The sequence below is a fragment of the Acetoanaerobium sticklandii genome (assembly GCF_000196455.1).
Taxonomy (GTDB): Bacteria; Bacillota; Clostridia; order Peptostreptococcales; family Filifactoraceae; genus Acetoanaerobium; species Acetoanaerobium sticklandii.
In genome coordinates, this window is record NC_014614.1 from 1,330,436 (window position 1) to 1,357,202 (window position 26,767).

Here is a 26,767-nt window from a genome sequence, read left to right on the forward strand (position 1 = left end):
GGAAGAAGCATGAATTTTCCAGATAACTTAAAATACTCAGATAAACATCTTTGGGTAGCAGTAGACGGTAATGTTGCAACTATAGGCATTACAGATCATGCTCAATCTCAATTAGGCGAGCTACTATATGTAGAAATGCCTGAAATCGGAGATGCAATTTCTAAGGACGAAGATTTTGGTGTTGCTGAGTCTTCAAAAATTGCATCAGATTTAATAGCACCTATCGATGGAGAAGTGCTTGAAATCAATGAAGCATTAGAAGATGAGCCAGAAGCTATAAACGAAGACCCTTATGCAAACTGGATTATTAAAGTTAAGATAAGCGATGATAGTCAAGTTGAAGGCTTAATGGATGTTGCTGCTTATAAAGCTGCATTATAATTTAGCTTTCTAAATGAAAAATAGTCCCCAAGGATATCCTTGGGGATTTCCTTTAAGGAGGGACGTAAATTGCCAAAAGTCACTTTTTTGCCTTTAAATAAAACGGTAATAGCGACCGAAGGAGACTTATTAATTGAAGTAGCAAGAAAACATGATATTTTCATAGATGCTCCGTGCAATGGAAGTAAGACTTGCGGAAAATGTAAAGTAAGAATATCTTCAGGTGAAGTCTATACACAAAAAAACTTACATATAACTCAAGAAGAAATAGATAATGGTTATGTTTTGTCATGTGATACTAGAATTAAATCTTCAGACATAACTGTAGAGCTAATAAATATTGAGTCTTCAGCTTTAAATAATATGCAAATTCAATCTATTTCAACAGAGCGAGACCAATTGATATTTGAGAATTCAAGAAAGCAACTCATAGACAACGATATGGAGTTTGGAACATATGTAAAAAAAGATTATATAGAAATTGGATTGCCAAATCTAGATGATAATATATCTGATTTTGATAGACTAAAAAGAGAAATGAGAACTAAGCTTGGATATTCTCAAGTTTTTATGCGTCTACCAATGCTCAGAAAAATGCCATTTATTTTAAGAAATGGTGATTTTAAAGTTACTGTTACTCATATACCACGGGGAAAAAGAACAACAGTTGTAAATATTGAATTAGGCAACACTTTAGATAGGCTTTTTGGAATAGCCTTAGATATAGGAACTACTTCAGTAGCAGCTTCGTTGGTAGATTTATATTCTGGAAAGCTAATAGGACGTGCATCAGCAGGAAATGCTCAGATGAAATACGGAGCTGATGTAATAAACAGAATAATATATTCAACTAAAAAAGAAGGATTAGATAAATTAAATGAAGCGATAATCAAGGACACTATAAATCCACTTCTTCAAAAAATGTATAAAGAAGCAGATGTTGATATGGAGGAGGTAATCGCTTTTGTTGCCTCTGGAAACACAACTATGACACATTTATTTTTGGGAGTATATCCAGATTTCTTAAGGATGGAGCCGTATATTCCAGCTTTCTTAAGAGCACCATTTATTCAGGCAGGACAACTAGGTCTTGAAGTAAATCCCGAGACATTTATATATATAGCACCGAACATTGCATCTTATGTTGGAGGAGATATTACAGCTGGAGTACTAGCATCTTACATTTGGGCAGATTCACAAAATACACTTTTTATAGATTTAGGAACCAACGGAGAAATTGTTTTTGGAAATCAAGATTTTCTTATGACATGTGCATGCTCAGCTGGACCAGCTTTTGAAGGCGGCGAAATATCTTCTGGAATGAGAGCAGCTCCTGGTGCAATTGAAGAAGTTAAAATTAATGATTTATTTTCAGCTCCTATCATAAAAATAATTGGAGAAAAATCACCGAAGGGAATTTGCGGATCAGGTATAATTGATTTAATTGCAGAGATGTTTAAAAATAAAATTATTGATAGAAGAGGAAAGTTGATAAAAGATAACGGAAATCCTAGAATAAAAGTAGACGAGCATGGAATTGGAAGCTATATTGTTGCTTCCAAAGAAGAGTGGCCAGATATCAATGAGGATGTATGTATAACAGAAGTTGATTTAGATAACTTTATAAGAGCTAAAGGAGCTGTATATAGTGGTGCTGCGACACTTATTTCAAGCCTTGGAATGAGCTTTAGTGAACTAGATAGAGTTATGATTGCTGGTGGAATTGGAAACAGCTTGGATATTGAAAATTCTATTATAATAGGATTGCTCCCAGACATACCTAGAGATAAATTTTCCTATATTGGAAACAGCTCTTTAATCGGGTCTTATTTAACTTTGATGAGTGAAGATGCTAGAAAAAAAATGGAGTGCATTGCATCACAAATGACCTATATAGAACTTTCGGTGTATCCTTCATATATGGATGAGTTTGTATCAGCTTGCTTCTTGCCTCATACAAATACAGATGATTTTCCAAGTCTTTCAAGTCTTCTTGGCTAAAAAGAAAATCATTGAAATGTGCTTATTCAACGGTTCATATATGTTATAATTAGTTTTGAAATATAAAGCATTGTATGACACTGATGTAAAACTAAGGAGGATAAAGTTATGTGTGAATCACAAGCATATTTATTAACTGCAGAAGGTGAAAAAAAAATAATGGATAATGTAGTTTTTGTTAAACCCGAAAACGGTAAGGTATATCTAGAAGATTTACTTGGAGAGCAAAAAATTGTTGAAGGCACTATAAAAGAGATGAAGCTTATTGCTCATAAAATAATCATAGAAAGCAATTAGGTGACATTATGATAATAGCTGTTATTGACGGGATGGGTGGAGGCATTGGCTCTCAAGTAGTTCACGCTCTTAGAGATGAACTGCCCTCGAGTATAGATATATATGCACTAGGCACAAATGCTATAGCAACCTCTGCAATGATGAAGCAAAAGGCAAATAAAGGCGCTACTGGAGAAAATGCTATTAGAGTTTCTAGTAAAAACGCTAATATTATTATTTGTCCATTTTCTTTACTTATTCCTGATAGCATGATGGGAGAAGTAACTTTATCAATATCAGAGTCAATTACTCAAAGTGATGCTTATAAGATTATATTGCCAATACTTCCTGAAAATTACTCTGTAATTGGACTTGAGGCAAAACCACTACTTTTAATGATAAAAGACGCCATCGATATTATAAAAAAAGAGTTTTCAATAAAATAAATCGAATCCTTTAGGAGGTCACAGCCATGAAAGCAAAATATTCAAGTCAAAAACCACATAATCACCATGATTCATCAAATCATATCCATGAGCATGACCATGGAGATGGACATATTCATACTCATGAGCACCATCATGATCATCCTCACAACCATGAGCATGATTTAGAAGGTATAAGCAAAGAAGAGAAAACCCTTAGGATTCTTCTTGCTCACTGGGTAGATCATAATAATAGCCATCAAGATGGATTCAAGGAATGGGTAGATAAAGCAAATGAAATGCAAAAGCATGAAACAGCAACCTATATTCAAAAAGCAATAGAATTTATGGATAAGGCAAACGAAATGCTATTGGAAGCAAAAAAATCTTTATAGATATTTTATAAAACTTAATGCTTATATTTAGCATAATTTAGTAATATATTCTCATTTTAGAATAATAATTTATTTTTACACTAATTAAAGCCGACTAAGTTATTATGTGATTATTAATAAACTTAGTCGGCTTTTTAAATTTTCTCAAGCTTAATCTTGCTTTCTTAATTTATTTGAAATCTGCTCAAGTGAATCAGCTATTTCTGATAAAGTGTGCTTAGTTTTTTCGAGGGTATTATCTTTAAAGGATTTTGTTTTAGCAGTTGTATTATCAACATGGTCATAAGCTTTTTCGTAAACATCTTCCGCGGTATTTTCTAAATTTTTCAGTATTTTATCAGCTTTTTTTGAAAATTTCTTTTTTGATTTTTTATAGGACTTAGAAAGATCCTTTTTATATTTGTCTATAGGTTTTTCATTTCTTTTTTTAAAAAATAATGTGAGCAAAGTAGCACTTGCAATTACATCCACAATTACCCAACCAAAAAAGATTTTTTTCCAATCTATTTCATATTTTTCCTCGGTATCATTTCTGAATAAATCATAGTCTGGTCTGGATTTCATCATTCTTTTGTTATATTTCATTATAGTACACCTCCATTAAATTATAAGTAACTCACATATTTTATCTACCCGATAATAGAGGGTTTAAGCATTAAAAAAGCTATTTAGTGCATAAAAAATACCGTCCTCAAATAAGCTTTTATCGATAAAAATAGGAATATTTTTTCCAAATAAATTTAAATATACCACTTCTTGATTGTTTTCGTTTTGTCCTGTCATTACCAGTAATGTCATTCTAAGAGTTTTACCATAGGATATTACACTATCTCCATTATCACTAAAAATGTTCATACTAGGAATAGGCTCCTCTGATGAGAAAATAAATTCTATTTTGTTTTTATTTATTTTATAATCGTACAAATGAAGATAAAAATCTCCGTAATTTGAACTTATTTTTCTACTTCTTTTCTTTGACTCATTATTAATCTTATTTTCAAGCAAAATTAAATGCTTAACATCTTCATAATTATGAAGCAGTATTTTTTCTTTTAAACTATCATTCTTTGTTTTTTGATATAATTTATACATATCAACTGATTCTTTGCCTGAAATTGTATCTTGCCTTTCTATTGAAAAAAATTTTTCTACAGTTTTGAGTTTTAAGTTTTCAAAATTCCATATTTTTTTTAAAGGTCTGAGGTAGGATAATATATCAATAGATTCCATATTATCAAGTATGGGTTCATTAATAGATAAGTTACTTATTCTTTTTTTTAAAAATGGCAAATCAAAGGTATTTCCATTAAAGTTAATGCATCTTCTCATAGAAGCAATATCCTCAAGGAAATATAATATAATACTCTTTTCATCTTTAATGTCCTCAGCAAAGTATTGTCTAATTAATATTTCATTATCGGAATAATAAAAAGCTGCACAAATCAATATAATGCTATCATACTTAGAATTCAATCCGGTAGTTTCAATGTCAAAATAAAAAGATTTCTTTGAAATCTTGTATTCATCATTTTTTATTAAAAAATAATCTTTTATTAGCATAAATCCTCCTAGCAAATTACGTTCAAACAACTGTACAAAACCTATACTTTTGATTCAAAGGATGTGATTGATATGGATTTTGAACAAAAAGAAGCTATATATCATAGTAGTGGACCAGCTCTTGTAATAGCAGGTCCTGGATGTGGAAAAACAAGTGTAATTACAGAAAGAATATATAATATGGTTAATGTTTTGAATATAGACCCTAAGAGCATTGTAGCACTTAGCTTTACTAGATATTCCTCGAGTGAACTAAAGCAAAGAACAATAATAAAAGATTCTTGCTTAGGCAGTGTATTTTTTGGAACAATTCATAGCTTTTTCTTAAGTATTTTAAAAGATTACTTTTCATACCCTAAAGATTCAGTTATAGGCAATGAAGAAAAAAATAACCTCATAATAAATATAATATCTAATATTATATCCTCTAATTATATACCAAATGAAGCTCTAGATATTATATCTTCAAAAATATCAGAAATTAAGAATTCAAATTATGATTTTGATAATAGGAATGCTAAAATAAATTTTGAAAATGACTTTATTAAAACAATATATATTAAGTATAATAGCTGGCTAGAGGATAATAATAAACTAGATTTTGATGATATTCTAAGCAAAACTCACCATCTGGTAAAATCTAATCCTCATATATTAAATTTAATTAGAAAAAGATACATGTATTTTATAATTGATGAGTTTCAAGATATTAACAAAGTTCAGTTTGATACAATAAGATTATTCTTATCTTCAGATGAAAATTTATTTGTTGTAGGAGATGAAGACCAATCTATTTATGGTTTTAGGGGTGCTAGTCCTGTATTTATGGTAAATTTTACAAATTATTTTAAAAATGCAAAGATATATCCAATAATAAAAAGTTATAGGTGTCCTCCTGAAATTCTAAATGTTGCTAACGAACTAATATCAAAAAATAAATCTAGAACTAGCAAAACAATAGAATCAGGAAAAAATAATCAGGGATTTGTTAGGATTATAAAATATACCGATGTAATCGAGCAAGCTAAGAATATCGCAAGTGAAATTAAGCAGTCAAAAAGTACTAGCAACATGATTATTTCTCGTACTAATTTTGAAATATTGCCTTTCATAAAATCAATGAGAGATTATAATATAAAGTTTAAGATAAAAGATAAAGAGTTCAATTTCTTTTCTAATTTTATATTTAAAGATATAATGTCATATTTAAAATTATCTCAAAACTATTCATTGGATCAAATAAATAGAATTAGAAATAAACCTGACAGAGGTCTAAACTATATCCATAACGATGATGACTTTAGATGTATATCTGTATCAAAAATTAAAAAAACAATAAAACTAAGTGTACTTAAAAATCAGATCTCAAATTTAAAAAACCTTAGCTTCATCGATGCTGTAGATTGTATAAGAACTACTATAGGCTACGATAACTACTTAATAAGCTACTCAAAAAAGTATGGTATAGATATTGAATATCTTTATGAGTTCTTTGAAGTTTTTTATTCTTTAGTTGATAATGAAACTAGCATCAAAGCTGGGATTAATATGCTTGAAAAAGAATATAAAAGTCAAATTATATCCTCTTTGAACAATTCTATTTCATCTTGTGACGTTTTATTAGTCACAGCACATGCTAGCAAAGGACTAGAAGCAGATAATATATTTTGGGTATCTGTAAATGAAGACCAGTTCCCCCATATTCGTGCCAATGATATTGAAGAAGAAAGACGACTAGCTTACGTTGCTATATCAAGAGCTAAAAAAAATTTATATATAAGCTATTTATCCATGAACAAAAGAAAAATAGCTTTTCCTAGCGAATTTTTACTTGATGTCCAAAAGTGCATCAACAAAAATATTATGCTATAATTATAAGCCTAGATTGATTAACAACGGGTTTAATATATTTTGACTTAATATATGATATTTTATAGGAGTGAGCTTGATGTTAGATGAAAATAAATTTACTAAATTGCTTGGAATTTCTGTTATAGTAATAGCCATTGTTTTAGGTGGAGCATATCTACTTTATTACAATAGCTTTGGAGAATTAAAAAAAGAAACAAATCAATCCTCTATGGAATCAGATTTCTCGCCTATTGAGCCTTTTATAGCCTATTCAACCTTAAAGCCAAATATAATCGATTTATTTGGTGAAGGAAGCCAAGGAGAAGGTGTGAGCGATGATACAAAGTATATTGACTACAAACAAAAATGGTTTTCTATCGAAGCTGATACAAGATATTACTATGGTAAGCAAAAAAGGGTATATAAAACAGTATTGACATATAATCAAGATGATAAGGATAAACTTTATGCTGAGATGAATAAGTGGCTTGGAAAGCCTCTTTCTGATAGTTTTACAGACTCTGACGAGAAAAAGCCTAGAGCATTTTGGATTAAAGATTCAGTAAGCTATGAGCTTACAACTAGTGGTGATAAATTAATGGTTGAAGCTAGGCTTGCTTACTATGATAACCCAAATAATTATGAAATGGGTGATAGACCAACAGTGATTCAAAGAATTAGCTCAGATGTAACAGGTGACGGTGAGAGCGATTCTATTTTACTTATAGGAAGCAAATCAAATTATACGGATACTACATATAACAAACTATTCATATTAATAGGAAATAGCCAAGGAGCATACTACACTGGATTTCCCAAAGATATGGATGGAGGAAGTAATCCACAGCTAAAAATTTCAGATGTAGATGCTGATGGTGATAATGATATATTAGTGGAGTCAGATTTATTCTATATTAAAAGCTTTAATGGATTCGCATATAAGGACAGTAAGATTGTAAATATATACTCTTCAGAGAACGAACCAGAAAAAAATAACTAGAATTAAAATAAAGCGAAATCCTAAATAATAGATTTCGCTTTATTTTTAATTAAATAATAGTATAAGTTATAATAAAATGAATGATTACCAATAAATTTGCATTTTTTAAATTTAATCAAAAATGGGGTGAGGTATGAAAAATAAAGTATATAGATTTTTTCGTTGGCTAAAAATTATTATAAAATATATTTTACTACTATTTCCTGCTATATATAAAGATGCATATCTGCATATAAAAAGAATCATAAAAAAACAGTCGAATCCTCATATACTTGAGATTACTCTTCCTACAACTAATCCTGTAATTTTAACTATGATGGCAAACTTCATAACATTAACACCTGGCACTATCACTGTTGATATAAAAGAAAGCACTCTTTTTGTTTTGGATATTGATTCTGATAGTAACCCAGAGCATAGCAAAAGAGCTATTTTGAATGATTATAATAAGATATTTGGATAAGGAGAGGTCTATGCTAGTATTTTTCATGATTTTTTTATGCATATCAATAGCTGCAATATTAGTTAAATTTATAATAGGAGAAACTGTATGGGAAAAACTCTTATCTCTTAATCTCATTTCTGTAAAAACAATTCTACTTATATGTAGCTACGCAATCTATAAACAAAACTCCATGTCTCTTGATATAGGATTAATCTATGGAATAATAGGTTTTTTAACAGTAATTATCATAGCTAGGTTTGTTCTTAAAGGAGGACTTCAAAAATGATATTAATTCTTTTATCTGATTTTCTTCTTGTTTTATCGGTAATATATATAAGCTTTGGAATTATAGGTATTTTTAGATATCCTGATGCCTATTCAAAGCTCCTTACAAGCAGCCAAATAGATACTGTCGCAGCTATTACTACACTTATAGCCTTAATGCTAAGAGTTAATAATTCAGAATCCCTAATTAAGCTTATTTTCATACTTATTTTTGTACTTTTAACTGGTCCTGTTAGCAACCATATAATAGCAAACTCAGCTTATGTTCAGGGCTATAATCCAAACAAAGGAGCTGATTAAATGACATATTTTTTTCATGCTTTACTTATAATCATACTAATAGTTATTATTTTTTCTAAAGAAAATTTGAAAATAGTCATATATAGCTCAGTATTTTCTCTTATATGTGCTATTTTATATTTTTTATACAATGCGCCTGACGTTGCTTTAGCAGAAGCAGCCATAGGAAGCGCTATTGTTCCTTTGATTTATATTATTTCGATATCAAAGCACTCAAAATCAGCCTCCAATATTGATGAAAATGAAAGTAGTAAAAAGAATTATACTAGCTTAAAAGAGGTGGAGTATGATTAAAAGAGTAAGTTTCATATCAATGGTAGTTATTATTATTTTAGTTTTTTTTAAGATATCAGATCAAATGCCTCATCACAACGGCAATTCATCTGGAGAATATTATATTGAAAATGCCTTAGATGAGGTGGGAGCAAAAAATATAGTAACAGGAATATATTTAGATTATAGATATTTTGATACAATTTTTGAAGCTAGTATATTACTAGTAACCGTAAGTGGAATTTTATTCCTATCAAAATTTGAACAATTTTAGCAGGTGATTATTATGAAAACCTCAATTATCTTAAAAACTATAAGTAAGCTTTTACTTCCTTTTATGATGTTATTTGGCATCTATATTATTTCCTTTGGCGATGTATCACCAGGAGGAGGTTTTCAAGGTGGAGCTATACTAACCACTGCTTATTTAGCATTTTATTTTATTTCAGAAGATAAAAATATAGATTTAACTAAATGGGTAAAGTTTGAAAAGGTATTATTTTTTCTACTAATAATAGCAGGATTTTTAAGCGTACTATCAAAAGATGTTTACTTTACTAATCCAATATTAAACGATAGCATGATTTCAAAAAGAGTTTTTTTTATTTTATTAAATCTTATAATAGCTGCAAAGGTATGTGTAGGTCTAATATGTATAGTAGAAAGCTTCATTGAGGAGGAAGACGATGGATTTTAGAATTATTATGTCTTTATTAACTGTTGCCTTGGGTTTATATGGCTTAGCCATGAGTAAAAATATAATTAAATCTATAATTTGCCTTCAAATAATGGAAAGTGCAATCGTACTTTTATATCTTTCCTTTGCAGATAAAAAGAATGGTATTTCTCCTATACATCCTGGAAATCTTACAAATATGGTAGATCCTCTTCCTCAGGCCCTTATGATTACAACTATTATAATTGGAAGTGCTATTTCAGCTCTTGCTCTTATGATTAGCATAAAAATTTATCATCATTATGAAACTCTTAACTGGCAAGAAATCATGGAAAAGGATGGTTAATCTATGACTCAAACGCTATTTCTAATTTTTTTACCAATTATAACAGCTGTAACAATTTATTCCTTTAAAGTTAAGCATATCGAAAAATTAGTTTTAATAATGCAATCATCGATTACATTTATAATTATTGATACATATACTAAAATTGGGTATAGTCAAGGATTTGCATTTGTACTTGGAGGCTATTCTAAAGTTTCAGGAATAGAATTAAAAATGGATAGAATTGCACTTGCATTTAGTATCCTTGCTATTATCATATGGTGGGCACTTATTTTTTATAATTACGATAAAATTAAAAATGATTTAAGATTTGGATTCTTTCTTATTTTTTTAGAGGGAGTTTTTCTTGGATTCTTGCAAGCCAATGACTTTTTTACGATATTTGTATTTATAGAATTAATGACAATAATTTCAACTATTTTAATAGTATATAAACGTGATAGTTATTCTTTTAGAGCGGGGTTCTATTACCTTTTATTTAATAGCATAGGTATGATGTTTTACCTTATAGGAGTAGCAGTGATTTATCAATCTATAGGTACGCTCAATATGACTCTCGCTAAAGAAATTCTACCCTCTATGTTTTCAAATCCCTTCATTCAAATGTCATATATTTTTATAATAGTATCTATGGGCGTAAAATCAGCGTTTTTTCCTGTATACAACTGGCTTCCTAAAGCGCATGGGGCAGCTCCTGCTGCAGTGTCAGCACTATTATCAGGATTATTAGTAAAATCTGGTCTTTATGTGTTTATAAAAATTGGTTTAGTATTTCAACCATGGCTGCTAAAAGAATACTTATTATATATAGGCTTAATAACCTCTCTATCAGGAACAATATTTGCCATAGCTCAAAAAGATATAAAGCAGCTTCTTGCTTTTAGCAGTATTTCTCAAATAGGAATAATGCTTATGGCAATCAGTAGATTATCTGGATATGGACTAGTCGGTGGAGTTTACCATATATTTTCACATGCATTTGCAAAAAGCTTACTTTTCTTAACTGTTGGTCTTATAATCAATAAAACGAACAAAAGAAGATTAAATGAAATTAGAGGAGTTTATGAATCTTCGCCATTTATGAGTATTCTTATGATATTAAGTCTGTTCTCTCTTATAGGCCTACCTATGTTTAGTGGTTACATAAGCAAAGATATTGTCAAATACTCTGTTAAGGATTTTGGTATAGCTTATCTGCTTTTTTCATTTATAAATATTGGAACCTTAATTTACACTTTAAAGTTTTTCCAGATATTTAAAGGAAAAGGAACAAAATATAACATAAATATTAAAACTAAAATCTCCTTCTTAATTTTACTGATACCAGCACTGATTTTAGGACTTAATCCTACATTTATTGAAAATATTTTTATGATAAAAATTGATTATTTTTTTGGAAATCCAAATATAATTATGATTTTTGAATACTTTATCTTCGTAGTACTTGCGATTTTTATTAATAAAAATTATGTAGAAAAAGAACATAAGATATTATATAAGCTAAGACATTTTAATCTCAGCTTTGAAAACTCCGTTTTCTTATTAGTAATATTTTTATTCTCACTAATAAGTTTTAATTTTATAATATAATCTACTCATATATACTGTTGTATCAAATATTGCTATCTGATATAATAAAAAGACTTTGAGTTTTGGAGTGTGAAAAATATTGAAAAAGCAAGCTTTAGATAAAATGAAATTATTTTTTATGGGAATGAACTCTAGATATTTAGAGCAAAAAGATTTTTTTATTAAAGCTGAATTTACCTTTACATCTGGAACAAAGCAGTTTAAAGGCGAGTATGTAAATATAAATGATGAGCTTAGATATATCTTTAAGGGTGAAAGCCAAAGTATGAGTTTTCAGGATATGTTAAATAAATTAACGTCCGAAGCAGCTCTATATGATTCTTTGAACTTTAGATATATTCAAAGAGGTACAATAGTGGTTATAGAAGCAAATGACAAGCAAGTTACTACAAGAAATGAAGACGCCTCTGAGGAGTTTGATGCAGATAGTCAGATAAGTAACTCAAGAGAATATTATATAAAGTCATCTAAATCAGGACCTCTTTTAAAAGAGATCGGTATCATGACCAAGGATGGAAAAATAAAAAATGATATGATTAGAAAATATAATCAAATAGATCATTTTGTAGAGGTAGTTGACCCAATTTTAAATAGCTTTAGCGATAGAGAAACAATCACCATAATGGATTCTGGATGCGGAAAATCATATCTTACATTTGTTCTCAACTACTATATAAAAGAAGTTCTTAAGAAAAACTGTTACTTTATAGGAGTGGACTATAAAGAAAATGTAATTAAGTCATCAAAAGAAAGAGCAAACAGGCTCGGATATAAAAATATGGAGTTCATCCAAGAGGATCTAAGAACCTATATGCCAAATAGACATATTGATATGGTAATAAGTCTTCACGCTTGTGATATAGCTACAGACTATGCAATAGCTTTAGCTATGAGAAGTAAAGCCGAATCACTTGTGATAGTTCCTTGCTGTCATAAAGAACTCAAAGATCAAATTAATAGTTCTCCTATAGATCCACTTATTAAGCATGGAATATTCAAATCTAGATTCAACGATTTTTTAACTGATTCGCTTAGAGCATTGTTCATTGAAGCTCATGGCTATGAAGTTACACCTTTAGAATATGTATCTCCAATAGACACGCCTAAAAATCTTATGATTAGAGCTATAAAAAAATCTAATTCAAATGAAAAAGCTAGAGAAGAATATAATAATATTAAAAAGTTATTTAATGTTAGCCCAACTATGGAAAAATACGTTTATTGATATAGATAGCCTGAAAGATGGAGGAATAAATGAAAAGACTAAATATTTGTATAGACATTGATGGAACAATGACAGATCCATATTATTTTATGCCTTATTTTAATAAATATTTTAATAAAGATTTATCTCAAGACGATTGCACTACTCATAGAATCGATGAGCTATATGAGCTTCATAGAGAAGAAATGGATATATTCTATGAAAAAGAAGGGGAACATATGCACAGAAATGCTACTATCCTTCCTAAAGTTAAAGAGGTATTTGATGAGTTAATAAACTATCATAACCTGTATATAGTAACTGCTAGAAGTGAGAGAATGGCAGAAATAACTAAGGAATGGCTTGAAAAGCATGATATCCCTGAAGTTCAGCTTCATTCACTTGGAAGCTATTATAAAGTAGATAAAGCAAAAGAGCTTAATTGTGATGTTTTTATAGAGGATAATCCACAAAACTCATTAGAAATTGCAGAATCAGGAATAAAAGTCCTATTAATGGATACTAATTATAATAAGACCTTGTCACATAAAAATATCATTAGGGTTCAGAATTGGAATGACATTAAGCTTCATATTGATAAATTGAGTAAGCAGTAAGGAGGGAATAAAATGGTAGAAATCACTTTCACAAATAAAACTGGGAAAAAAAGCATTTCTAGTGATAATGTACAGCAACTTTTAAAAAACATGGCTGATATAGTGTCTATCAGTGATATATCTGATTCCCTTAAAGAAAAAGATGTAATGATATTTGATTGCAAGCTCGATAACTTCATTTTTAAGTTTGAACCTCTTGATGAAGAGCTTTATGAAGAATTTGAAATTGATGAGGAGTATTACCAAGTACTTTTTGAAGATATTAATGAGTATCTCCATGAGCTAACAGATGATATAGAGCAAGATTTGAGAGAAGTATATAAATTTGAAAAAATAAAGCTGACTCACGAGATATATGATTTAAATGAAAGCTTTACAGATATAAAATTTGTAATGTCAATTTCATTTAAGGATATCAGTAGTCAAGAGCTAGCTGATTTGACTAGAATAACTGCAAAAAGACAGCTACTTGGTTCCTCAAAATATTTTAACTAAGAAATTAAAAAATCCTAGATTATTTCAAACATCACTTTTTAGATAATGTTGAATAATCTAGGATTTCTATTTTATAAATCAAAGAGTTAAACCATAGAATCTCATAACTCCAATGAATTTAATTGCAATTGGAAAATTAAATTATTTTAAAGCTGAACCAGAGCATCCAAATACATTTTTAATCTTATTTTGAACTATTTCTTCAATAGCATCTCTGCCTGGACCTAGGTATTTTCTAGGATCAAACTCAGCTGGTTGCTCAACTAAAACCTTACGAATAGCTGCAGTCATAGCCATTCTAAGGTCAGTATCAACGTTAATCTTGCATACTCCCCATTTTGCAGCTTCTCTTAGCATATCTTCTGGAACACCTTTTGCACCTGGAATAGCAGCGCCATACTGGTTGCACATTTCAAGATACTTAGGTATAACTGAAGATGCTCCATGAAGCACTAGAGGATAATTAGGAAGTAAAGCTGATATTTTTTCTAATCTAGCAAAATCAAGTCTAGGCTCTCCTGCAAACTTGTAAGCTCCATGACTTGTTCCAATAGCAATTGCAAGTGAATCAACACCACTTCTCTCTACGAACTCTACAGCTTGATCTGGATCAGTAAATTTCGCATCCTCAGCAGATACATTTACATCATCTTCTATTCCAGCTAGTTTCCCTAGCTCAGCCTCTACAGTAACATTTCTCTCATGAGCATACTCGGCAACTTTTTTTGCTAAAGCTATATTTTCTTCAAATGGAAGAGCTGAACCGTCTATCATAACAGAAGAAAAACCATCATCTATACATTGCTTGCAAATTTCAAAGCTATCACCATGATCTAGATGAAGAGCTATTGGAAGGTCAGTTTCCTCAATTGCAGCTTCTACTAGCTTTCTTAAATATATAGGACTAGCGTATTTTCTAGCACCTGCAGAAACTTGAAGAATAAGAGCAGACTTTTCTTTTTGAGCTGCAGCTACTATGCCTTGAATAATTTCCATATTGTTGACATTAAATGCCCCAATAGCATATTTTCCTTCATAGGCATGTTTAAACATTTCTTTAGTATTAACTAATGGCATTACACTACCTCCTTGCTTAAATTGTGCTAAGTATATTAATAATTCATATACATGCATAAACTATTTTAGCATTATTATACTAAATTTACCCTATTTTTAATAATAATATCTTAAACTTTTTTAAGTTTGTATATTCTAAGCAAAAAAAGTATAATAGTATTTATTAATATAAGGAGTAAACTAATGAAAAACTTGCCTCAAAAATTTCTAGACGAAATGAAGGTACTATTTAAACAAGACTACGATAAATTCATAAATACATATAACAATCCAAGTTATTATGGACTAAGAGCAAATACCTTAAAAATATCCAAGCTAGAACTTAAAGCTATAGCTGATTTTATTGGTGAAGAAATACCATGGAGTCAGGATGGCTTTTATTATGACATAAATCAAAGACCTGCTAAATCCCCTTTATATCATGCAGGACTATACTATATTCAAGAACCGTCAGCTATGGCAGTCGTTAATAATATCGAGATACAGCCTGGAATGAAGGTGTTAGATATATGTGCAGCTCCTGGAGGAAAAACTATTAACATAGCTTCAAAGCTAAAAGGAGAAGGACTCCTTGTAAGCAACGATATAAATAACCAAAGAACTAAGGCTATACTAAAGAACATAGAGCTTTATGGAGTTTCAAACGCTCTAATTACAAATGAAAATCATCATGTGCTAGAAAAAGTATTCCTAGAGTTTTTTGATAGGATTATACTAGATGCTCCATGTTCTGGAGAAGGAATGTTTCGAAAAGATGAAGACCTTATAAAAAGCTGGGAAAGATCAGTGATAGAAACTATACCAGTTCAAAAAGAGCTTCTTGATTCCTGCGCTTTGATGCTAAGACCCGGTGGAATCATGATTTATTCAACTTGTACTTTTAATGAAGATGAAAACGAAAAACAGATACTTGATTTTTTAGCTAGAAATGATAATTTTGAATGTATTGAAATCCCAAAATGCAATGGCTTGATTTCAAGAGATATACTACCTCAGTCAGCTAGACTACTTCCTCATAAACTTAACGGAGAAGGGCATTTCCTGTGCCTACTAAGAAAGGCATATAAGGATAATTCTTCCCCTGAGTCAAATTCAGTTCAAAATGCTGAGCCAATAACAAAATTTCATTTTCTTAGGGATAAGCTTCCATATCAGTATCTTAATTTTGAGAAAGAAAATTTGAATATTAAGCTAGATGGTAGCTTTATAATATCTGACAATAAGTTATATAAAGAAGTTTATACTCAAAAATTAATAAAAGGCTTTAAAGTAATTCGAAATGGATTATTTGTAGGAGAAATAAAGAAAGAACAATTCATTCCATCTCAAGCCTTTATTATGACTTTATCTAAATCCGATTTTAAAAAATATCTAGAATTTGATACAAGCGATTCTCAGATTATAAAATATCTAAAAGGTGAAACTATATTTGTAGATAATAAAGATGACGGATTCTATGGAGTAGGAGTAAATGGCTATCCACTGGGATATGGAAAGCTGCAAAATGGTAAGCTGAAAAATGGCTACAATAAAAACTGGAGGATGACCTAATGAAAGCTCAAGTTGAAAAAATGAGAATTGATAAATATCTTGCTAATATGGGTGTTGGGAGCCGTAGTGAAATAAAAAGATATATAAAAAATAAGCGTGTAATGGTAAATGGAGTATATATTACTGACAATGGGCTTATTATAAACTTAGATGATGACATAATATTTGATGAAGAGAAAATATCATATAGAAAATTTGTATATATCATGATGAATAAACCTCAAGGAGTAATATCTGCAACTGAAGATAAATATCAAAACACTGTGCTAGATTTGCTTGACCCTTCATATCTTCATTTTGATTTATTCCCTGCTGGCAGATTAGATAAAGACACTGAAGGCTTTTTACTACTGACAAATGACGGCAAGCTAGCTCATAACATGCTTTCCCCTAAAAAACATGTTGAGAAAAAATATTATGTCGAAGTTATCGGACATCTAGTAAACGAAGATATAGATGCTTTTTCAGGAAATATAATTATAGATGACGGGTATGAATGTATGCCTGCCAAATTAGAAATTTTAGATTCAAATGATATATCTAAAGCATATGTGACAATAAAAGAAGGTAAATTTCATCAAATAAAAAGAATGTTTGAAGCAATAGGAAAAGAAGTTACCTATTTAAAAAGACTAACCATGGGTCCGCTGAAATTGGATGAAAATTTGGAGCTAGGCGAGTATAGAGAGTTAACTGAGCAAGAAATGCAGATGCTTAATGATTATATGTAAATAAACTTACGAAGAGGTGCTAAATTGAAAAAAAGAGATATATTAGAGATTAAAGTTGAAAATATGGAGTTTGGTGGAACTGGAACTACTGTAGTTGATGGAATAAAACTAAGCTACAAAGGCGGAATTGCTGGTCAAAAAGTAAAGATGCTAGTAAAAAAAGTAAGAAAAACTAAAGCAGAAGGAAAGATTCTTTCAGTTCTAGAACCAGCGGAAATAGAAACGTCTCCTACATGTCCCCATTATGGCATATGTGGTGGATGTAGTATGCTTTCTGTACCATATGATGAGCAAATCAGCATCAAGAAAAATCAGATAATTGAGCTTTTTAATGAAGCTGGACATACTGAAGTAGCGGATTTAGAGGTTTTAAAAAGCCCAAGTCCATATGAATATAAAAATAAAATGGAATTTACATTTGGAGATAAAGAAAAAGGCGGAGAACTAATGCTGGGAATGCACGCAAAAAATTCTCCAATGTCAATAGAATATGTTCATTCTTGCATGATTGTAGATGAAGACTATAGGAAAATATTAGTTGCTACAACTGAATTTTTTAGAAATGCAAATCTTCCTCACTATAGAGTACTCGCTCATGAAGGCTATTTAAGACATTTAGTTTTAAGAAAAGGTAAGAATACTGGAGATATTCAAGTAAATATTGTAACTACTACTCAGCTTGAATTCGATATGGATACATATGCGAATATGCTTACAAAATTAACTCTTAACGGAGAAATTAAAGGCATACTTCATACTTTTAACGATTCGCTTTCTGATGCTGTTATTCCAGAGAAAATCAATCTGCTATACGGCGTTACTGACTTTGAGGACATATTACTAGATAAGAGATTTAATATTTCACCGTTTTCTTTCTTTCAAACAAATACTCATGGCGCAGAAGTACTTTACTCTGCTGTAAAGGACATGATAGGAGATAAAAAAGATATAATATTTGATTTATATAGCGGAACTGGAACAATAGGAATAACAGTATCAGATAAAGCAAATAAAATTGTGGGTATAGAAATAATCGAAGAAGCAGTAGAAGCAGCTAAAGAAAATATTAAGAAAAATAATATAACAAACTGCGAATTCATAGCTGGTGATGTAGCTACTGAAGTATCAAAAATATCAGAAAATCCTGAACTAATATTACTTGATCCTCCAAGAGCAGGGATACATCCAAAAGCGATGGGAGATATCATATCATTTAACTCTAAAGAAATACTATATATATCATGTAATCCCAAAGCTCTTATGCATGATTTAAAAGTTCTTAAGAGCGCAGGATATAAAATTAAAGAAGTAGTGGGAGTAGATTTATTTGCAAACACTCCTCATTGCGAAACTATTGTTAAACTACAAAAATAGTATTCTTTGAACCTTGAAAAATCAAGGTTCTTTTCTTATTAAAAAAAATCTATAGTTTAGATTAAATAGTAAGGAATCTATGAAAGTGATATAATTAATTTCAAAGATAATAAAAATTAATTATATTGGGAGAGGTTTAAATGGCTGATATAAAGTTATTTAAAATAGATACTGGTGTGGAAGAATTACCAGCTTCATGGGTATCACTTGAAAGAGAGCTACAAACAATAATTGAAAAGAATATGACTATATTTTTTGGGGTTACCTTTCTTAAAACTGAATATGTAACATCAAATGGGGGGCGTATTGATAGCTTAGAGATAGATGATAATAATTGTCCTGTTATTTTTGAATATAAAAGGGCTAGCAATGAAAATGTAATAAATCAAGGGTTATTCTATTTGGATTGGCTTTTAGACCATAAAGCTGATTTTGAACTTTTGGTAATGAAAACTTTAGGCAAAGAGTATTCTGATAAGCTCGATTGGACGATGCCACGCCTCATTTGTATTGCTGGGGATTTTACTAAATATGATGAATATGCTGTAAAACAAATTAATAGAAATATAGATCTTATCAGATATAAAAAATTTGGTAATGAATTACTATTGTTTGATTTAATTAACTCAAATGTGGCTACTCCAATTAAAGAAGGTATTACAGAAAAGATAGTTAGGCAAAGTACAGATAAAACATTTGACGAACAATTAGAATCAACTAGTGGTAATTTAAAAGAACTATACTATTCTATTAGAGATTACATTTTAGCGCTTGGCGACGATGTAACTGAAAATAAGTTGAAGTTATATTGCGCATTTAAAAAAATAAAAAATATTGCATGTATAGAAATTAGAGTAAAAAGCATAATGCTATATCTAAGATTGAATCCTGATGATTTTAAATTTGAAAATGGATTTACAAGAGACGTAAGTAACATCGGACATTGGGGAACTGGAGATGTAGAAATTACAATAAAAAATGTTGAGGATTTTGAAAAATCTAAAGAGCATATAATAAGAGCCTATGAAATTAATTAAGATAATATGGAAATATCTTTATACACTCTAATTAAGGATTCATTTACTAATGTTGAATTTACAATTTAGATTACACTTATTTATTTGGAGGTATGTAGTATGAAATCTAATTACAAACAATTGCTTAGAAATCCAGACATACAGCCTACAAGTGACATTATAGCTGAGGCACTCCAAGATGCAAATGATAGTTATATAAAATTTTTAAATGAACTTGCAAACCAAGACATTAAACTAGAATGGCGATATTATACTGACGGCAAAGCTTGGTTAGGAAAAGGACTCTACAAATGGTTAGGCGTTCGGGGAGGTCAAAAGGTGACTACAGTCTTTTGGCTTTCTATTTGGGAGGGTTTCTTTAAAATAACTATATATATCCCAGAAAAAGCTCGTGATGATTTATTTAGCCTTCCACTTAATAATACGGTTAAACAGATGATTAATGATTCAAAGCAAATGGGAAATAGATTGAAATTTTTCCCTCTTGTGTTTGAACTTAACTCAAATGAATCATTTGAACAGATTCATATTTTATTTGATTTCAAAAAAAGCTTAAAGTAACTTTCCATTAATATGTGAAAAGCTTATATTTTATTAATATGATATAATAGTAATTCGTGAGGTATCTCATTTGATACCCGAGTTAATTTTATATTGGCGTTGCCAAAGTTTTTGGAGGTAAATAAATGTATAAAAAGTTTTTTAGTATGTTTTTGCTGTTATTTTTATTTGCTGCAAATTTTACAATTTCATCGTTTGCAGATGTCGCTGTAGGTGATAGTATTATTTCATTTGGTGCAGATCTTTCGGAAAGTGAGAAGGACTCAATATTTAAGGAGTTTAATCCACCAGAAAATGTTCAAGAAATAGTTACAACAAATGCAGAGGAACATAAATATTTAGGTGGAGTAGTTCCAAATAGCAAGATTGGAAATTTTGCTATATCATCGGTTATGATAACTTATACTGAAAAAGGAAGCGGTTTAAAGGTAGATACTAGTGACAAAATCACATATATTACTGATGAAAGTTATATAAATGCTTTGATTACTGCTGGAGTGGAAGATGCAGACATAAAAGTTACTTCTCCAAGAAATGCAAGTGGAACAGCAGCATTAACTGGTATTATGAAAGCATATGAGGTATCTTCAGGAGAGGTTATTGACGATAGTATAAAAAAAGCAGCTAATGAAGAGATGATAAGAACTGTTGAAATAGGGGAAGTAATAGGAAACGATAAGGCAGTAGAATTGTTTAATAAAATAAAACAAGAAATTGCTAAGCAAAACCCTAAGACAACTGAAGAAGTGAGAGATATAATTATTATTATAGTAAATAATTATAATATTAATTTAACCGATGAACAAATAGAGCAGCTAGTATCACTTTTTGGCAAAATGAGAAGTCTGGACATTGATTGGAATAGAGTATCTAATCAAATTGAAGACATCGGTAATAAAGCTACAGAATTTTTATCATCAGAAGAAGGCAAAGGATTCTTAGAAAATTTAAGGCTATTTTTTAAAGCATTGCTAGAATGGCTTACTCCTTAGTTTAAGTAAATAAACTCTCATCCTTTAATTATTATATTAAAAGATGAGAGTTTTTATTGTAAATACAACTCATCAAATTTTTAAGGAGGATTCAAATATGAATGATAAAATTGATAATCAATTTACTATATGGATAGACGCAGATGGATGTCCTGTTGTAAATTCAACTATCAATATTGCTAAACAAAATTCTATACCAGTTATAGTAGTTAAAAACTATTCCGTGCAATTAAAAAGTGATTACGCTAAAATAGTCACCGTTGATATAGCTAGAGATTCAGCAGATTATTATATAGCAAATAACATTAGCACCTACGATTTAGTTATTACTCAGGATTATGGTTTAGCTGCTATGGTCCTCGCAAAGAAAGGATTTTGTATTAATCAAAATGGAAAGGAGATAACTCCTTCTAATATAGATTTTATACTTGATACACGATATCATAATAAAGTTTCAATGATGCAAAATAATAGAGGGCCAAAACATAAAAAACGTTCAGAAAACGATAATTTAATTTATGAAAAATCACTTACTGAGTTTATTAATGAAAGGATTTTAAATAAGTACAAATAAATATTATTCTGATTATTTTTTAAAAATTCAATAAATTAATTGCCAACAATTTTATACTATGTTAATATAACTAAAGTGGTATATACAACTATACCATTGATGAAGGGAAAGATTTTATTATGAACAAAAAATATATTCCTCCTATTTATATCCAAATAAAGGATATCCTGATTGAAAAAATTAATTCAGGAGAGTTAGAAAGTGGCAGTCAGCTTCCATCGGAAAGAGATCTAAGTGAAACCTACAGTATAAGTAGAATGACCGCTAGAAATGCATTAACTCAGCTAGTTGATTCTGGATATGCATATAGAGTAAAAGGCAAGGGTACTTTTGTAAGTATTCCAAATTATGAAAGAGATTTTGTTAAGTTAACTGGATTTTCACATATGCTCAAGTCTAAAGGTATAAAGCCAAGAAGTAAAGTTATAACACTAGGTATTATTGAGGCTAATAAAAAAATAGCTTCCCTTCTAGATACAACCATTGGAACCAAAGTTTATGAAATTGTTCGTGTTAGATATGGAGATAATATACCACTAGCACTTGAATACTCTTATCTACCTATAAACCTATTTGAAAATCTTTTACAATATGACTTTGAAAACACATCTTTATACGAGGTCATTGAAAACGTTTACAATTATAAGTTTAAATATTCAAAGCAATGGATTAAAATCACAACTTTATATAAAAATGAAGCAAAAATTCTTGATGTAGATGAACATACACCAGCATTTTTACTTGAATCAATATCCTATGATACGAATGACAAAATAGTAGAGGTTACAAGGTCTCTAAATATAGGTGATAGAACAACCTTCTATACAGAACTTTGGCCAAATGCTTGATTATAAAAACTAGTCTAACATTTATTTATGAGGTGAAATGATGTCTGATTCTATTGTTACTTTAATTGATGTTGAAAAAAGTTTTGGAAAAAATAAAGTTGTCCAAAAAATGAATATCGAAATAAAGCAAGGAGAATTTTTAACACTTTTAGGCCCTTCTGGCTGTGGGAAAACGACTACTCTAAGAATGATTGCCGGATTTGAGGAAGCGACCTCTGGAATTATAATGGTTCAGGGCGAACGCGTAGAAGACAAAGAACCATTCGAAAGAGATGTTAATACTGTATTTCAAAACTATGCTCTTTTCCCTCATATGAATGTTTTTGACAATATAGCCTATTCACTCAAAATCAAAAAAAAGCCAAGAGATGAAATTGCAAAAAAAGTTAAAGAGATGCTTGAACTAGTGCAATTAAATGGCTATGAATATAGAAAGCCTGATGCTTTATCTGGAGGGCAAAAACAAAGAGTTGCAATTGCTAGAGCTCTTGTAAATAATCCCAAAGTCTTGCTTTTAGACGAACCCCTAGGAGCTCTTGATTTGAAGTTAAGAAAGCAGATGCAGGTTGAGCTAAAAAGGCTTCAAAAAAAGCTTGGTATTACATTTATCTATGTAACCCATGATCAAGAAGAAGCTCTTACAATGAGTGATAGGATTGCAATAATGAATCAAGGTATCATTGAGCAGATTGATTCGCCAAAAGAAATATATGAGCATCCAGTTACAAAATTTGTTGCAGGTTTCATTGGAGAATCAAATATCTTCAATGGTAAAGTTATAGATTTGAGTAACGAAATCTTAACAGTGGAAACTTCGTCTGGAATAATAAAGGCAAAAGGTAAGGGTTTTGAAATAGGCGAAAGTATTTATGTTTCTATTAGGCCTGAGTACATAAAAGTAAGTAAAGTAATAATAGATGGATTTGATTTAAAAGGAAAAATAAAAGATTTTATTTATATGGGTACAGTTGTAAAAACATCAGTTGACTTAAAAGATCACTCTGAAATAAAATATAGCCGATTTGAAAAAGATGATGAGCTTTGTGAAGGTGATATTGTAAATATCTTTTGGAATCCAGAGAAAGCCGTAGCTATTAAAACACAAATTTAGTTTGGAGGAGTTTATGAACCAAAAATCAAACTTTACTAGAAAAACACTTCCAGCGATAGCAATGGCTGGGCCAGTATCTTTGTGGATGATTTTATTTGTAGCTTTGCCAATGCTTTATATAATTTATATAAGCTTTATGTCTAGAGGTGTCTTTGGAGAAGTTGTTTATGAATTTTCTTTAGATAGCTATAAAACTCTGTTAGATAGTACTTATTTTAAAGTTATTATTAAATCTATACGAGCAGCAGCGATATCAACTATATTATGTTTATTAATCGGTTATCCATTTGCATATTATATTGCAAAGCAACCAAAGGAAATTGCATCAAAGCTTATTATGCTAATTATGATTCCTTTTTGGACCAATTCCTTAATGAGATTAAATAGCTGGCTACTTTTATTTCAAACTAGCGGACCTGTAAATAAATTTCTACAGTATATAGGCTTTATTGAATCTCCTCTAAACTTAATTTACACTGATGGATTAGTAATGGTTGGACTTATAACGAGCATGCTTCCATTTGCCGTTCTTCCAATGTACAGTTCAATTGAAAAGTTAAGCAAATCTCTTTTAGAGGCTTCAGCTGATTTAGGTGCCTCAAGAATAACTACTTTTATCAAAATAACACTTCCTCTTACTTTTCCTGGAATAATATCATCAATCATTCTTGTATTTATTCCATCACTTGGTATATACACAGTTACAGATATGTTGGGTGGAGGCAAAGTTTTATACATAGGAAATATAATAAAAAATCAATTCGGAGCAATAAGAAATTGGCCTCTTGGTGCTGCTTTATCTGTATTATTAATTGTTATAACAGGGCTTCTTATATTTATATATACAAGATTTGCAAAGATTGAGGATATGGAGGTGCTGTAAGTGAGTAATTCTAAACTTCGAAAAAAAAATAACCTATCTAATTTAATAGGAATGATTTACTCCTTAGCAATATATACAGTGCTATATATACCAGTTCTTGTAATGATGATTTTTTCTTTTAACAATCAAAGATATAACTATTATTGGAATGGTTTTACTACTCAATGGTACGCTAAGCTTTTTACAAATTCTACGGTAATTGGAAGCTTATGGTATTCAGTAATAATTGCTGTTTTGGCTACTTTAATATCCGTTACCATAGGCACAATTGGCGCACTTGGATTAAGAAAATATGAATTTAAAGGGAGAAAAGCAATTAATAACATGCTCTATATACCTATAATAGTTCCTGAAATAGTTATGGCTGTTGCTCTTCTTATTGTATTCATGAAAGTTGGATTTGCTCTTGGTATGGGAAGTATACTTATTGGTCATTGCACATTTTGTATACCCTATGCAGTTGTAACCATAAAAGGCAGGATAAGTGGAGATGATTATAGTTTAGAAGAAGCATCGATGGATTTAGGTGCTAGTAGAATTCAAACATTTATTAATGTGACTCTTCCTTCTATTTTTCCAGGAGTCATAAGTGCAGCGTTTTTATCTTTCACATTATCAATAGATGATGTTGTAATGAGCAATATGCTTTCAGGCGCTAAGAATTCAACTCTCCCGGTTCTAATTCTATCAATGAATAAATCAGGGGTTACTCCAGATATTAATGCACTAACCACAATCATGATTCTTATCATTGTAATAGCAATGATTTTGAATAATAAAATTAATAATGCGTTAAAAAAACGCAGAAAAGTGGAGGGAATACTATGAAAAAAGCTTTTTTAATTTTTTTGACTGTGATTTTAGTTTCTAGTGCGTTTGTAGGTTGTAAAAGCAGCACTTCAAGTTCAGACAATGAGGATAACCAAACAGCTTCAAGCAAAGAATTAAATATTTACATGTGGCAGCAATATATATCAGATGATTTAATTGCAAAATTTGAAAAGGACAATAATGTAAAAATTAATCTCTCATACATGAGTGACAATGCAGATGCAATAACCAAATTAACTGCAGGTGGAGGTCAAGAATACGACCTTATAATGACTTGTGACGCTTATATGGAATCTCTCGTAAAGGGTGGGTATGTAGAAAAGCTTAACTTTGATAATATCCCTAATGCTTCAAATATTAACGAATCTTACTGGACAGCTAAAGAATATTGCGTTCCTTACCTTATGAATTATATTTATGTTGTTTACAATAAAGATACATCTCCAATCGAAATTAAAAGCTATAATGATTTAATCAATCCAGCCTTAAAAGGACAAATTGCAACTATCGATGGAGCTAGAAATCTGTTCCCTATAGCTCTCGTTGCTCTTGGATACGACCCAAACTCTACAAATGAAAACGAAATTGCTGAGGCATATGAGTGGCTAGTAAAGTATAATGAAAACGTTGTAGCATATGGAAATGCTGAGCAAAATCTTACAAATGGTACTGCCTCTGTAGCTTTTACTTATGATGGAAACGCTTCATGGGCAATGGCTGAATTAGGGGATAAAAATAATCTTGTTATAGCTGATTTTGATAAAGATCCTGTTCAACTTGGATTTGATCTTTATGTAATACCAAAAGGGGCAAAGCATGTGGATCTTGCTGAGAAGTTTTTAAACTATATTACAAATCCTGAAGTAATGGCACAAAACCTTATAGAATATCCGTATTCATGTCCTAACGATGCAGCTGTTGAGGTGGCTTCTGATACTTATAAGAACGATCCTGCAAGAAATTTTGATTATAAGCAAAACGTTTTTTTCCAAAAAGATGTTGGAGAAGCAATGACAATTTATAATGATTATTATCAAAAATTAAAAGTTGGAGAATAATTTAATTTGTTAGGAGAAC

33 protein-coding genes are annotated in these 26,767 nt (G+C 30.2%); 30 read left to right on the forward strand and 3 right to left on the reverse strand.

Features of this window, described 5'->3' with window-relative positions; genetic code table 11:
• Positions 1-9: 9 nt before the first annotated feature.
• The 5 genes from gcvH (at position 10) to CLOST_RS06070 (ending at position 3,478) form a co-directional block, all read left to right on the forward strand.
• On the forward strand, positions 10-381 hold the full coding sequence (gene gcvH, locus CLOST_RS06050) for a glycine cleavage system protein GcvH (protein ID WP_013361385.1): 372 nt from the start codon (positions 10-12) through the stop codon (positions 379-381).
• A 69-nt stretch (positions 382-450) separates the two neighbouring features.
• On the forward strand, positions 451-2,382 hold the full coding sequence (gene acsV / locus CLOST_RS06055) for a corrinoid activation/regeneration protein AcsV (RefSeq protein WP_013361386.1): 1,932 nt from the start codon (positions 451-453) through the stop codon (positions 2,380-2,382).
• A gap of 108 nt (positions 2,383-2,490) precedes the next feature.
• Complete coding sequence (locus CLOST_RS06060) at positions 2,491-2,679, forward strand: CooT family nickel-binding protein (RefSeq protein WP_013361387.1); 189 nt, start codon at positions 2,491-2,493, stop codon at positions 2,677-2,679.
• 8 nt (positions 2,680-2,687) lie between these two features.
• Positions 2,688-3,104 carry a DUF3842 family protein gene (locus CLOST_RS06065; RefSeq protein ID WP_013361388.1) on the forward strand — a complete coding sequence of 139 codons (417 nt, stop codon included), beginning with the start codon at positions 2,688-2,690 and terminating at the stop codon, positions 3,102-3,104.
• A 26-nt stretch (positions 3,105-3,130) separates the two neighbouring features.
• On the forward strand, positions 3,131-3,478 hold the full coding sequence (locus tag CLOST_RS06070) for a DUF8180 domain-containing protein (RefSeq protein ID WP_013361389.1): 348 nt from the start codon (positions 3,131-3,133) through the stop codon (positions 3,476-3,478).
• A gap of 150 nt (positions 3,479-3,628) precedes the next feature.
• Here CLOST_RS06070 and CLOST_RS06075 read toward each other — a convergent pair whose 3' ends face one another.
• Both CLOST_RS06075 and CLOST_RS13550 read right to left on the reverse strand, forming a co-directional pair.
• Positions 3,629-4,063: a hypothetical protein gene (locus tag CLOST_RS06075; RefSeq protein WP_013361390.1), complete on the reverse strand. Its 435-nt coding sequence runs from the start codon at positions 4,061-4,063 to the stop codon at positions 3,629-3,631.
• A 63-nt stretch (positions 4,064-4,126) separates the two neighbouring features.
• Positions 4,127-5,038: a ribonuclease H-like domain-containing protein gene (locus CLOST_RS13550; RefSeq protein WP_013361391.1), complete on the reverse strand. Its 912-nt coding sequence runs from the start codon at positions 5,036-5,038 to the stop codon at positions 4,127-4,129.
• Between the two features lie 72 nt (positions 5,039-5,110).
• Between CLOST_RS13550 and CLOST_RS06085 the strand changes: the two genes are divergently transcribed.
• The 13 genes from CLOST_RS06085 to CLOST_RS06145 all read left to right on the forward strand — a co-directional run bounded on the left by CLOST_RS06085 (position 5,111) and on the right by CLOST_RS06145 (position 14,120).
• Positions 5,111-6,910: an ATP-dependent helicase gene (locus CLOST_RS06085; protein WP_013361392.1), complete on the forward strand. Its 1,800-nt coding sequence runs from the start codon at positions 5,111-5,113 to the stop codon at positions 6,908-6,910.
• A gap of 76 nt (positions 6,911-6,986) precedes the next feature.
• Positions 6,987-7,889, forward strand: coding sequence for a hypothetical protein (locus tag CLOST_RS06090; protein ID WP_013361393.1), 903 nt, complete (start codon positions 6,987-6,989; stop codon positions 7,887-7,889).
• A 133-nt stretch (positions 7,890-8,022) separates the two neighbouring features.
• Positions 8,023-8,352 carry a Na+/H+ antiporter subunit E gene (locus CLOST_RS06095; protein WP_013361394.1) on the forward strand — a complete coding sequence of 110 codons (330 nt, stop codon included), beginning with the start codon at positions 8,023-8,025 and terminating at the stop codon, positions 8,350-8,352.
• A 10-nt stretch (positions 8,353-8,362) separates the two neighbouring features.
• On the forward strand, positions 8,363-8,620 hold the full coding sequence (locus CLOST_RS06100; protein WP_041487130.1) for an MrpF/PhaF family protein: 258 nt from the start codon (positions 8,363-8,365) through the stop codon (positions 8,618-8,620).
• On the forward strand, positions 8,617-8,919 hold the full coding sequence (gene mnhG / locus CLOST_RS06105; protein WP_013361395.1) for a monovalent cation/H(+) antiporter subunit G: 303 nt from the start codon (positions 8,617-8,619) through the stop codon (positions 8,917-8,919). The genes CLOST_RS06100 and mnhG overlap by 4 nt, the downstream gene beginning before the upstream one ends.
• Positions 8,920-9,213 (forward strand): Na(+)/H(+) antiporter subunit B, encoded by a 294-nt coding sequence (locus CLOST_RS06110; protein WP_013361396.1) that lies wholly within the window; start codon positions 8,920-8,922, stop codon positions 9,211-9,213. It begins immediately after the preceding gene.
• On the forward strand, positions 9,206-9,466 hold the full coding sequence (gene mbhE / locus CLOST_RS06115; RefSeq protein WP_013361397.1) for a hydrogen gas-evolving membrane-bound hydrogenase subunit E: 261 nt from the start codon (positions 9,206-9,208) through the stop codon (positions 9,464-9,466). The genes CLOST_RS06110 and mbhE overlap by 8 nt, the downstream gene beginning before the upstream one ends.
• Before the next feature lie 12 nt (positions 9,467-9,478).
• The gene (locus CLOST_RS06120) at positions 9,479-9,889 is read left to right on the forward strand and encodes an MnhB domain-containing protein (RefSeq protein WP_041487131.1); all 411 of its coding nucleotides are present in this window, start codon (positions 9,479-9,481) and stop codon (positions 9,887-9,889) included.
• Positions 9,879-10,214, forward strand: a complete 336-nt coding sequence (locus CLOST_RS06125) for a sodium:proton antiporter (protein ID WP_041487132.1) — start codon at positions 9,879-9,881, stop codon at positions 10,212-10,214. The genes CLOST_RS06120 and CLOST_RS06125 overlap by 11 nt, the downstream gene beginning before the upstream one ends.
• Positions 10,215-10,217: 3 nt before the next feature.
• A complete protein-coding gene (locus CLOST_RS06130; RefSeq protein WP_013361400.1) occupies positions 10,218-11,804 on the forward strand; it encodes a complex I subunit 5 family protein in 1,587 nt (528 codons plus the stop codon).
• A gap of 103 nt (positions 11,805-11,907) precedes the next feature.
• Positions 11,908-13,029 (forward strand): class I SAM-dependent methyltransferase, encoded by a 1,122-nt coding sequence (locus CLOST_RS06135; RefSeq protein WP_231853146.1) that lies wholly within the window; start codon positions 11,908-11,910, stop codon positions 13,027-13,029.
• A gap of 29 nt (positions 13,030-13,058) precedes the next feature.
• Complete coding sequence (locus CLOST_RS06140; protein ID WP_013361403.1) at positions 13,059-13,625, forward strand: 5' nucleotidase, NT5C type; 567 nt, start codon at positions 13,059-13,061, stop codon at positions 13,623-13,625.
• Positions 13,626-13,637: 12 nt separating this feature from the next.
• Complete coding sequence (locus CLOST_RS06145; protein ID WP_013361404.1) at positions 13,638-14,120, forward strand: hypothetical protein; 483 nt, start codon at positions 13,638-13,640, stop codon at positions 14,118-14,120.
• A 141-nt stretch (positions 14,121-14,261) separates the two neighbouring features.
• Here CLOST_RS06145 and fba read toward each other — a convergent pair whose 3' ends face one another.
• Complete coding sequence (gene fba, locus CLOST_RS06150) at positions 14,262-15,197, reverse strand: class II fructose-1,6-bisphosphate aldolase (protein ID WP_013361405.1); 936 nt, start codon at positions 15,195-15,197, stop codon at positions 14,262-14,264.
• Between the two features lie 183 nt (positions 15,198-15,380).
• On the opposite strand from fba, the gene CLOST_RS06155 reads away from it, so the two are divergent.
• The 12 genes from CLOST_RS06155 to CLOST_RS06210 all read left to right on the forward strand — a co-directional run bounded on the left by CLOST_RS06155 (position 15,381) and on the right by CLOST_RS06210 (position 26,748).
• On the forward strand, positions 15,381-16,748 hold the full coding sequence (locus CLOST_RS06155) for an RsmF rRNA methyltransferase first C-terminal domain-containing protein (RefSeq protein ID WP_013361406.1): 1,368 nt from the start codon (positions 15,381-15,383) through the stop codon (positions 16,746-16,748).
• Entirely contained in the window at positions 16,748-17,479 is a 732-nt protein-coding gene (locus CLOST_RS06160; protein ID WP_013361407.1) for a pseudouridine synthase, read from the forward strand. The genes CLOST_RS06155 and CLOST_RS06160 overlap by 1 nt, the downstream gene beginning before the upstream one ends.
• A 24-nt stretch (positions 17,480-17,503) precedes the next feature.
• On the forward strand, positions 17,504-18,853 hold the full coding sequence (gene rlmD, locus CLOST_RS06165) for a 23S rRNA (uracil(1939)-C(5))-methyltransferase RlmD (protein WP_013361408.1): 1,350 nt from the start codon (positions 17,504-17,506) through the stop codon (positions 18,851-18,853).
• A 140-nt stretch (positions 18,854-18,993) separates the two neighbouring features.
• Positions 18,994-19,890: a DUF5655 domain-containing protein gene (locus CLOST_RS06170; RefSeq protein ID WP_013361409.1), complete on the forward strand. Its 897-nt coding sequence runs from the start codon at positions 18,994-18,996 to the stop codon at positions 19,888-19,890.
• A 99-nt stretch (positions 19,891-19,989) separates the two neighbouring features.
• A complete protein-coding gene (locus CLOST_RS06175; protein ID WP_013361410.1) occupies positions 19,990-20,451 on the forward strand; it encodes a DUF3788 domain-containing protein in 462 nt (153 codons plus the stop codon).
• A gap of 125 nt (positions 20,452-20,576) precedes the next feature.
• Positions 20,577-21,443, forward strand: a complete 867-nt coding sequence (locus tag CLOST_RS06180; protein ID WP_013361411.1) for a DUF1002 domain-containing protein — start codon at positions 20,577-20,579, stop codon at positions 21,441-21,443.
• A gap of 97 nt (positions 21,444-21,540) precedes the next feature.
• Entirely contained in the window at positions 21,541-22,017 is a 477-nt protein-coding gene (locus tag CLOST_RS06185; protein WP_013361412.1) for a YaiI/YqxD family protein, read from the forward strand.
• Between the two features lie 119 nt (positions 22,018-22,136).
• On the forward strand, positions 22,137-22,865 hold the full coding sequence (locus CLOST_RS06190) for a GntR family transcriptional regulator (protein WP_013361413.1): 729 nt from the start codon (positions 22,137-22,139) through the stop codon (positions 22,863-22,865).
• Between the two features lie 40 nt (positions 22,866-22,905).
• Positions 22,906-23,976: an ABC transporter ATP-binding protein gene (locus CLOST_RS06195; protein WP_013361414.1), complete on the forward strand. Its 1,071-nt coding sequence runs from the start codon at positions 22,906-22,908 to the stop codon at positions 23,974-23,976.
• Between the two features lie 13 nt (positions 23,977-23,989).
• Positions 23,990-24,859 (forward strand): ABC transporter permease, encoded by an 870-nt coding sequence (locus CLOST_RS06200; protein WP_013361415.1) that lies wholly within the window; start codon positions 23,990-23,992, stop codon positions 24,857-24,859.
• Complete coding sequence (locus tag CLOST_RS06205) at positions 24,860-25,687, forward strand: ABC transporter permease (RefSeq protein WP_013361416.1); 828 nt, start codon at positions 24,860-24,862, stop codon at positions 25,685-25,687.
• Positions 25,684-26,748: a polyamine ABC transporter substrate-binding protein gene (locus CLOST_RS06210; protein ID WP_013361417.1), complete on the forward strand. Its 1,065-nt coding sequence runs from the start codon at positions 25,684-25,686 to the stop codon at positions 26,746-26,748. The genes CLOST_RS06205 and CLOST_RS06210 overlap by 4 nt, the downstream gene beginning before the upstream one ends.
• The last annotated feature ends 19 nt before the right edge of the window (positions 26,749-26,767 follow it).

Coding starts and splice junctions, on each gene's coding strand:
- CLOST_RS06110 (WP_013361396.1), top strand. CDS start 8,920: ATGACATATTTTTTTCATGCTTTACTTATAATCATACTAATAGTTATT.
- CLOST_RS06140 (WP_013361403.1), top strand. CDS start 13,059: ATGAAAAGACTAAATATTTGTATAGACATTGATGGAACAATGACAGAT.
- fba (WP_013361405.1), bottom strand. CDS start 15,197: ATGCCATTAGTTAATACTAAAGAAATGTTTAAACATGCCTATGAAGGA.
- CLOST_RS06200 (WP_013361415.1), top strand. CDS start 23,990: ATGAACCAAAAATCAAACTTTACTAGAAAAACACTTCCAGCGATAGCA.
- CLOST_RS06195 (WP_013361414.1), top strand. CDS start 22,906: ATGTCTGATTCTATTGTTACTTTAATTGATGTTGAAAAAAGTTTTGGA.
- CLOST_RS06190 (WP_013361413.1), top strand. CDS start 22,137: ATGAACAAAAAATATATTCCTCCTATTTATATCCAAATAAAGGATATC.
- CLOST_RS06175 (WP_013361410.1), top strand. CDS start 19,990: ATGAAATCTAATTACAAACAATTGCTTAGAAATCCAGACATACAGCCT.
- CLOST_RS06075 (WP_013361390.1), bottom strand. CDS start 4,063: ATGAAATATAACAAAAGAATGATGAAATCCAGACCAGACTATGATTTA.
- CLOST_RS06135 (WP_231853146.1), top strand. CDS start 11,908: ATGAAATTATTTTTTATGGGAATGAACTCTAGATATTTAGAGCAAAAA.
- CLOST_RS06125 (WP_041487132.1), top strand. CDS start 9,879: ATGGATTTTAGAATTATTATGTCTTTATTAACTGTTGCCTTGGGTTTA.
- CLOST_RS06170 (WP_013361409.1), top strand. CDS start 18,994: ATGGCTGATATAAAGTTATTTAAAATAGATACTGGTGTGGAAGAATTA.
- mnhG (WP_013361395.1), top strand. CDS start 8,617: ATGATATTAATTCTTTTATCTGATTTTCTTCTTGTTTTATCGGTAATA.
- CLOST_RS06130 (WP_013361400.1), top strand. CDS start 10,218: ATGACTCAAACGCTATTTCTAATTTTTTTACCAATTATAACAGCTGTA.
- CLOST_RS06180 (WP_013361411.1), top strand. CDS start 20,577: ATGTATAAAAAGTTTTTTAGTATGTTTTTGCTGTTATTTTTATTTGCT.
- CLOST_RS06155 (WP_013361406.1), top strand. CDS start 15,381: ATGAAAAACTTGCCTCAAAAATTTCTAGACGAAATGAAGGTACTATTT.
- CLOST_RS06090 (WP_013361393.1), top strand. CDS start 6,987: ATGTTAGATGAAAATAAATTTACTAAATTGCTTGGAATTTCTGTTATA.
- CLOST_RS06085 (WP_013361392.1), top strand. CDS start 5,111: ATGGATTTTGAACAAAAAGAAGCTATATATCATAGTAGTGGACCAGCT.
- CLOST_RS06145 (WP_013361404.1), top strand. CDS start 13,638: ATGGTAGAAATCACTTTCACAAATAAAACTGGGAAAAAAAGCATTTCT.
- CLOST_RS06070 (WP_013361389.1), top strand. CDS start 3,131: ATGAAAGCAAAATATTCAAGTCAAAAACCACATAATCACCATGATTCA.
- CLOST_RS06065 (WP_013361388.1), top strand. CDS start 2,688: ATGATAATAGCTGTTATTGACGGGATGGGTGGAGGCATTGGCTCTCAA.
- CLOST_RS13550 (WP_013361391.1), bottom strand. CDS start 5,038: ATGCTAATAAAAGATTATTTTTTAATAAAAAATGATGAATACAAGATT.
- CLOST_RS06100 (WP_041487130.1), top strand. CDS start 8,363: ATGCTAGTATTTTTCATGATTTTTTTATGCATATCAATAGCTGCAATA.
- CLOST_RS06160 (WP_013361407.1), top strand. CDS start 16,748: ATGAAAGCTCAAGTTGAAAAAATGAGAATTGATAAATATCTTGCTAAT.
- CLOST_RS06185 (WP_013361412.1), top strand. CDS start 21,541: ATGAATGATAAAATTGATAATCAATTTACTATATGGATAGACGCAGAT.
- CLOST_RS06095 (WP_013361394.1), top strand. CDS start 8,023: ATGAAAAATAAAGTATATAGATTTTTTCGTTGGCTAAAAATTATTATA.
- CLOST_RS06060 (WP_013361387.1), top strand. CDS start 2,491: ATGTGTGAATCACAAGCATATTTATTAACTGCAGAAGGTGAAAAAAAA.
- CLOST_RS06120 (WP_041487131.1), top strand. CDS start 9,479: ATGAAAACCTCAATTATCTTAAAAACTATAAGTAAGCTTTTACTTCCT.
- mbhE (WP_013361397.1), top strand. CDS start 9,206: ATGATTAAAAGAGTAAGTTTCATATCAATGGTAGTTATTATTATTTTA.
- gcvH (WP_013361385.1), top strand. CDS start 10: ATGAATTTTCCAGATAACTTAAAATACTCAGATAAACATCTTTGGGTA.
- CLOST_RS06210 (WP_013361417.1), top strand. CDS start 25,684: ATGAAAAAAGCTTTTTTAATTTTTTTGACTGTGATTTTAGTTTCTAGT.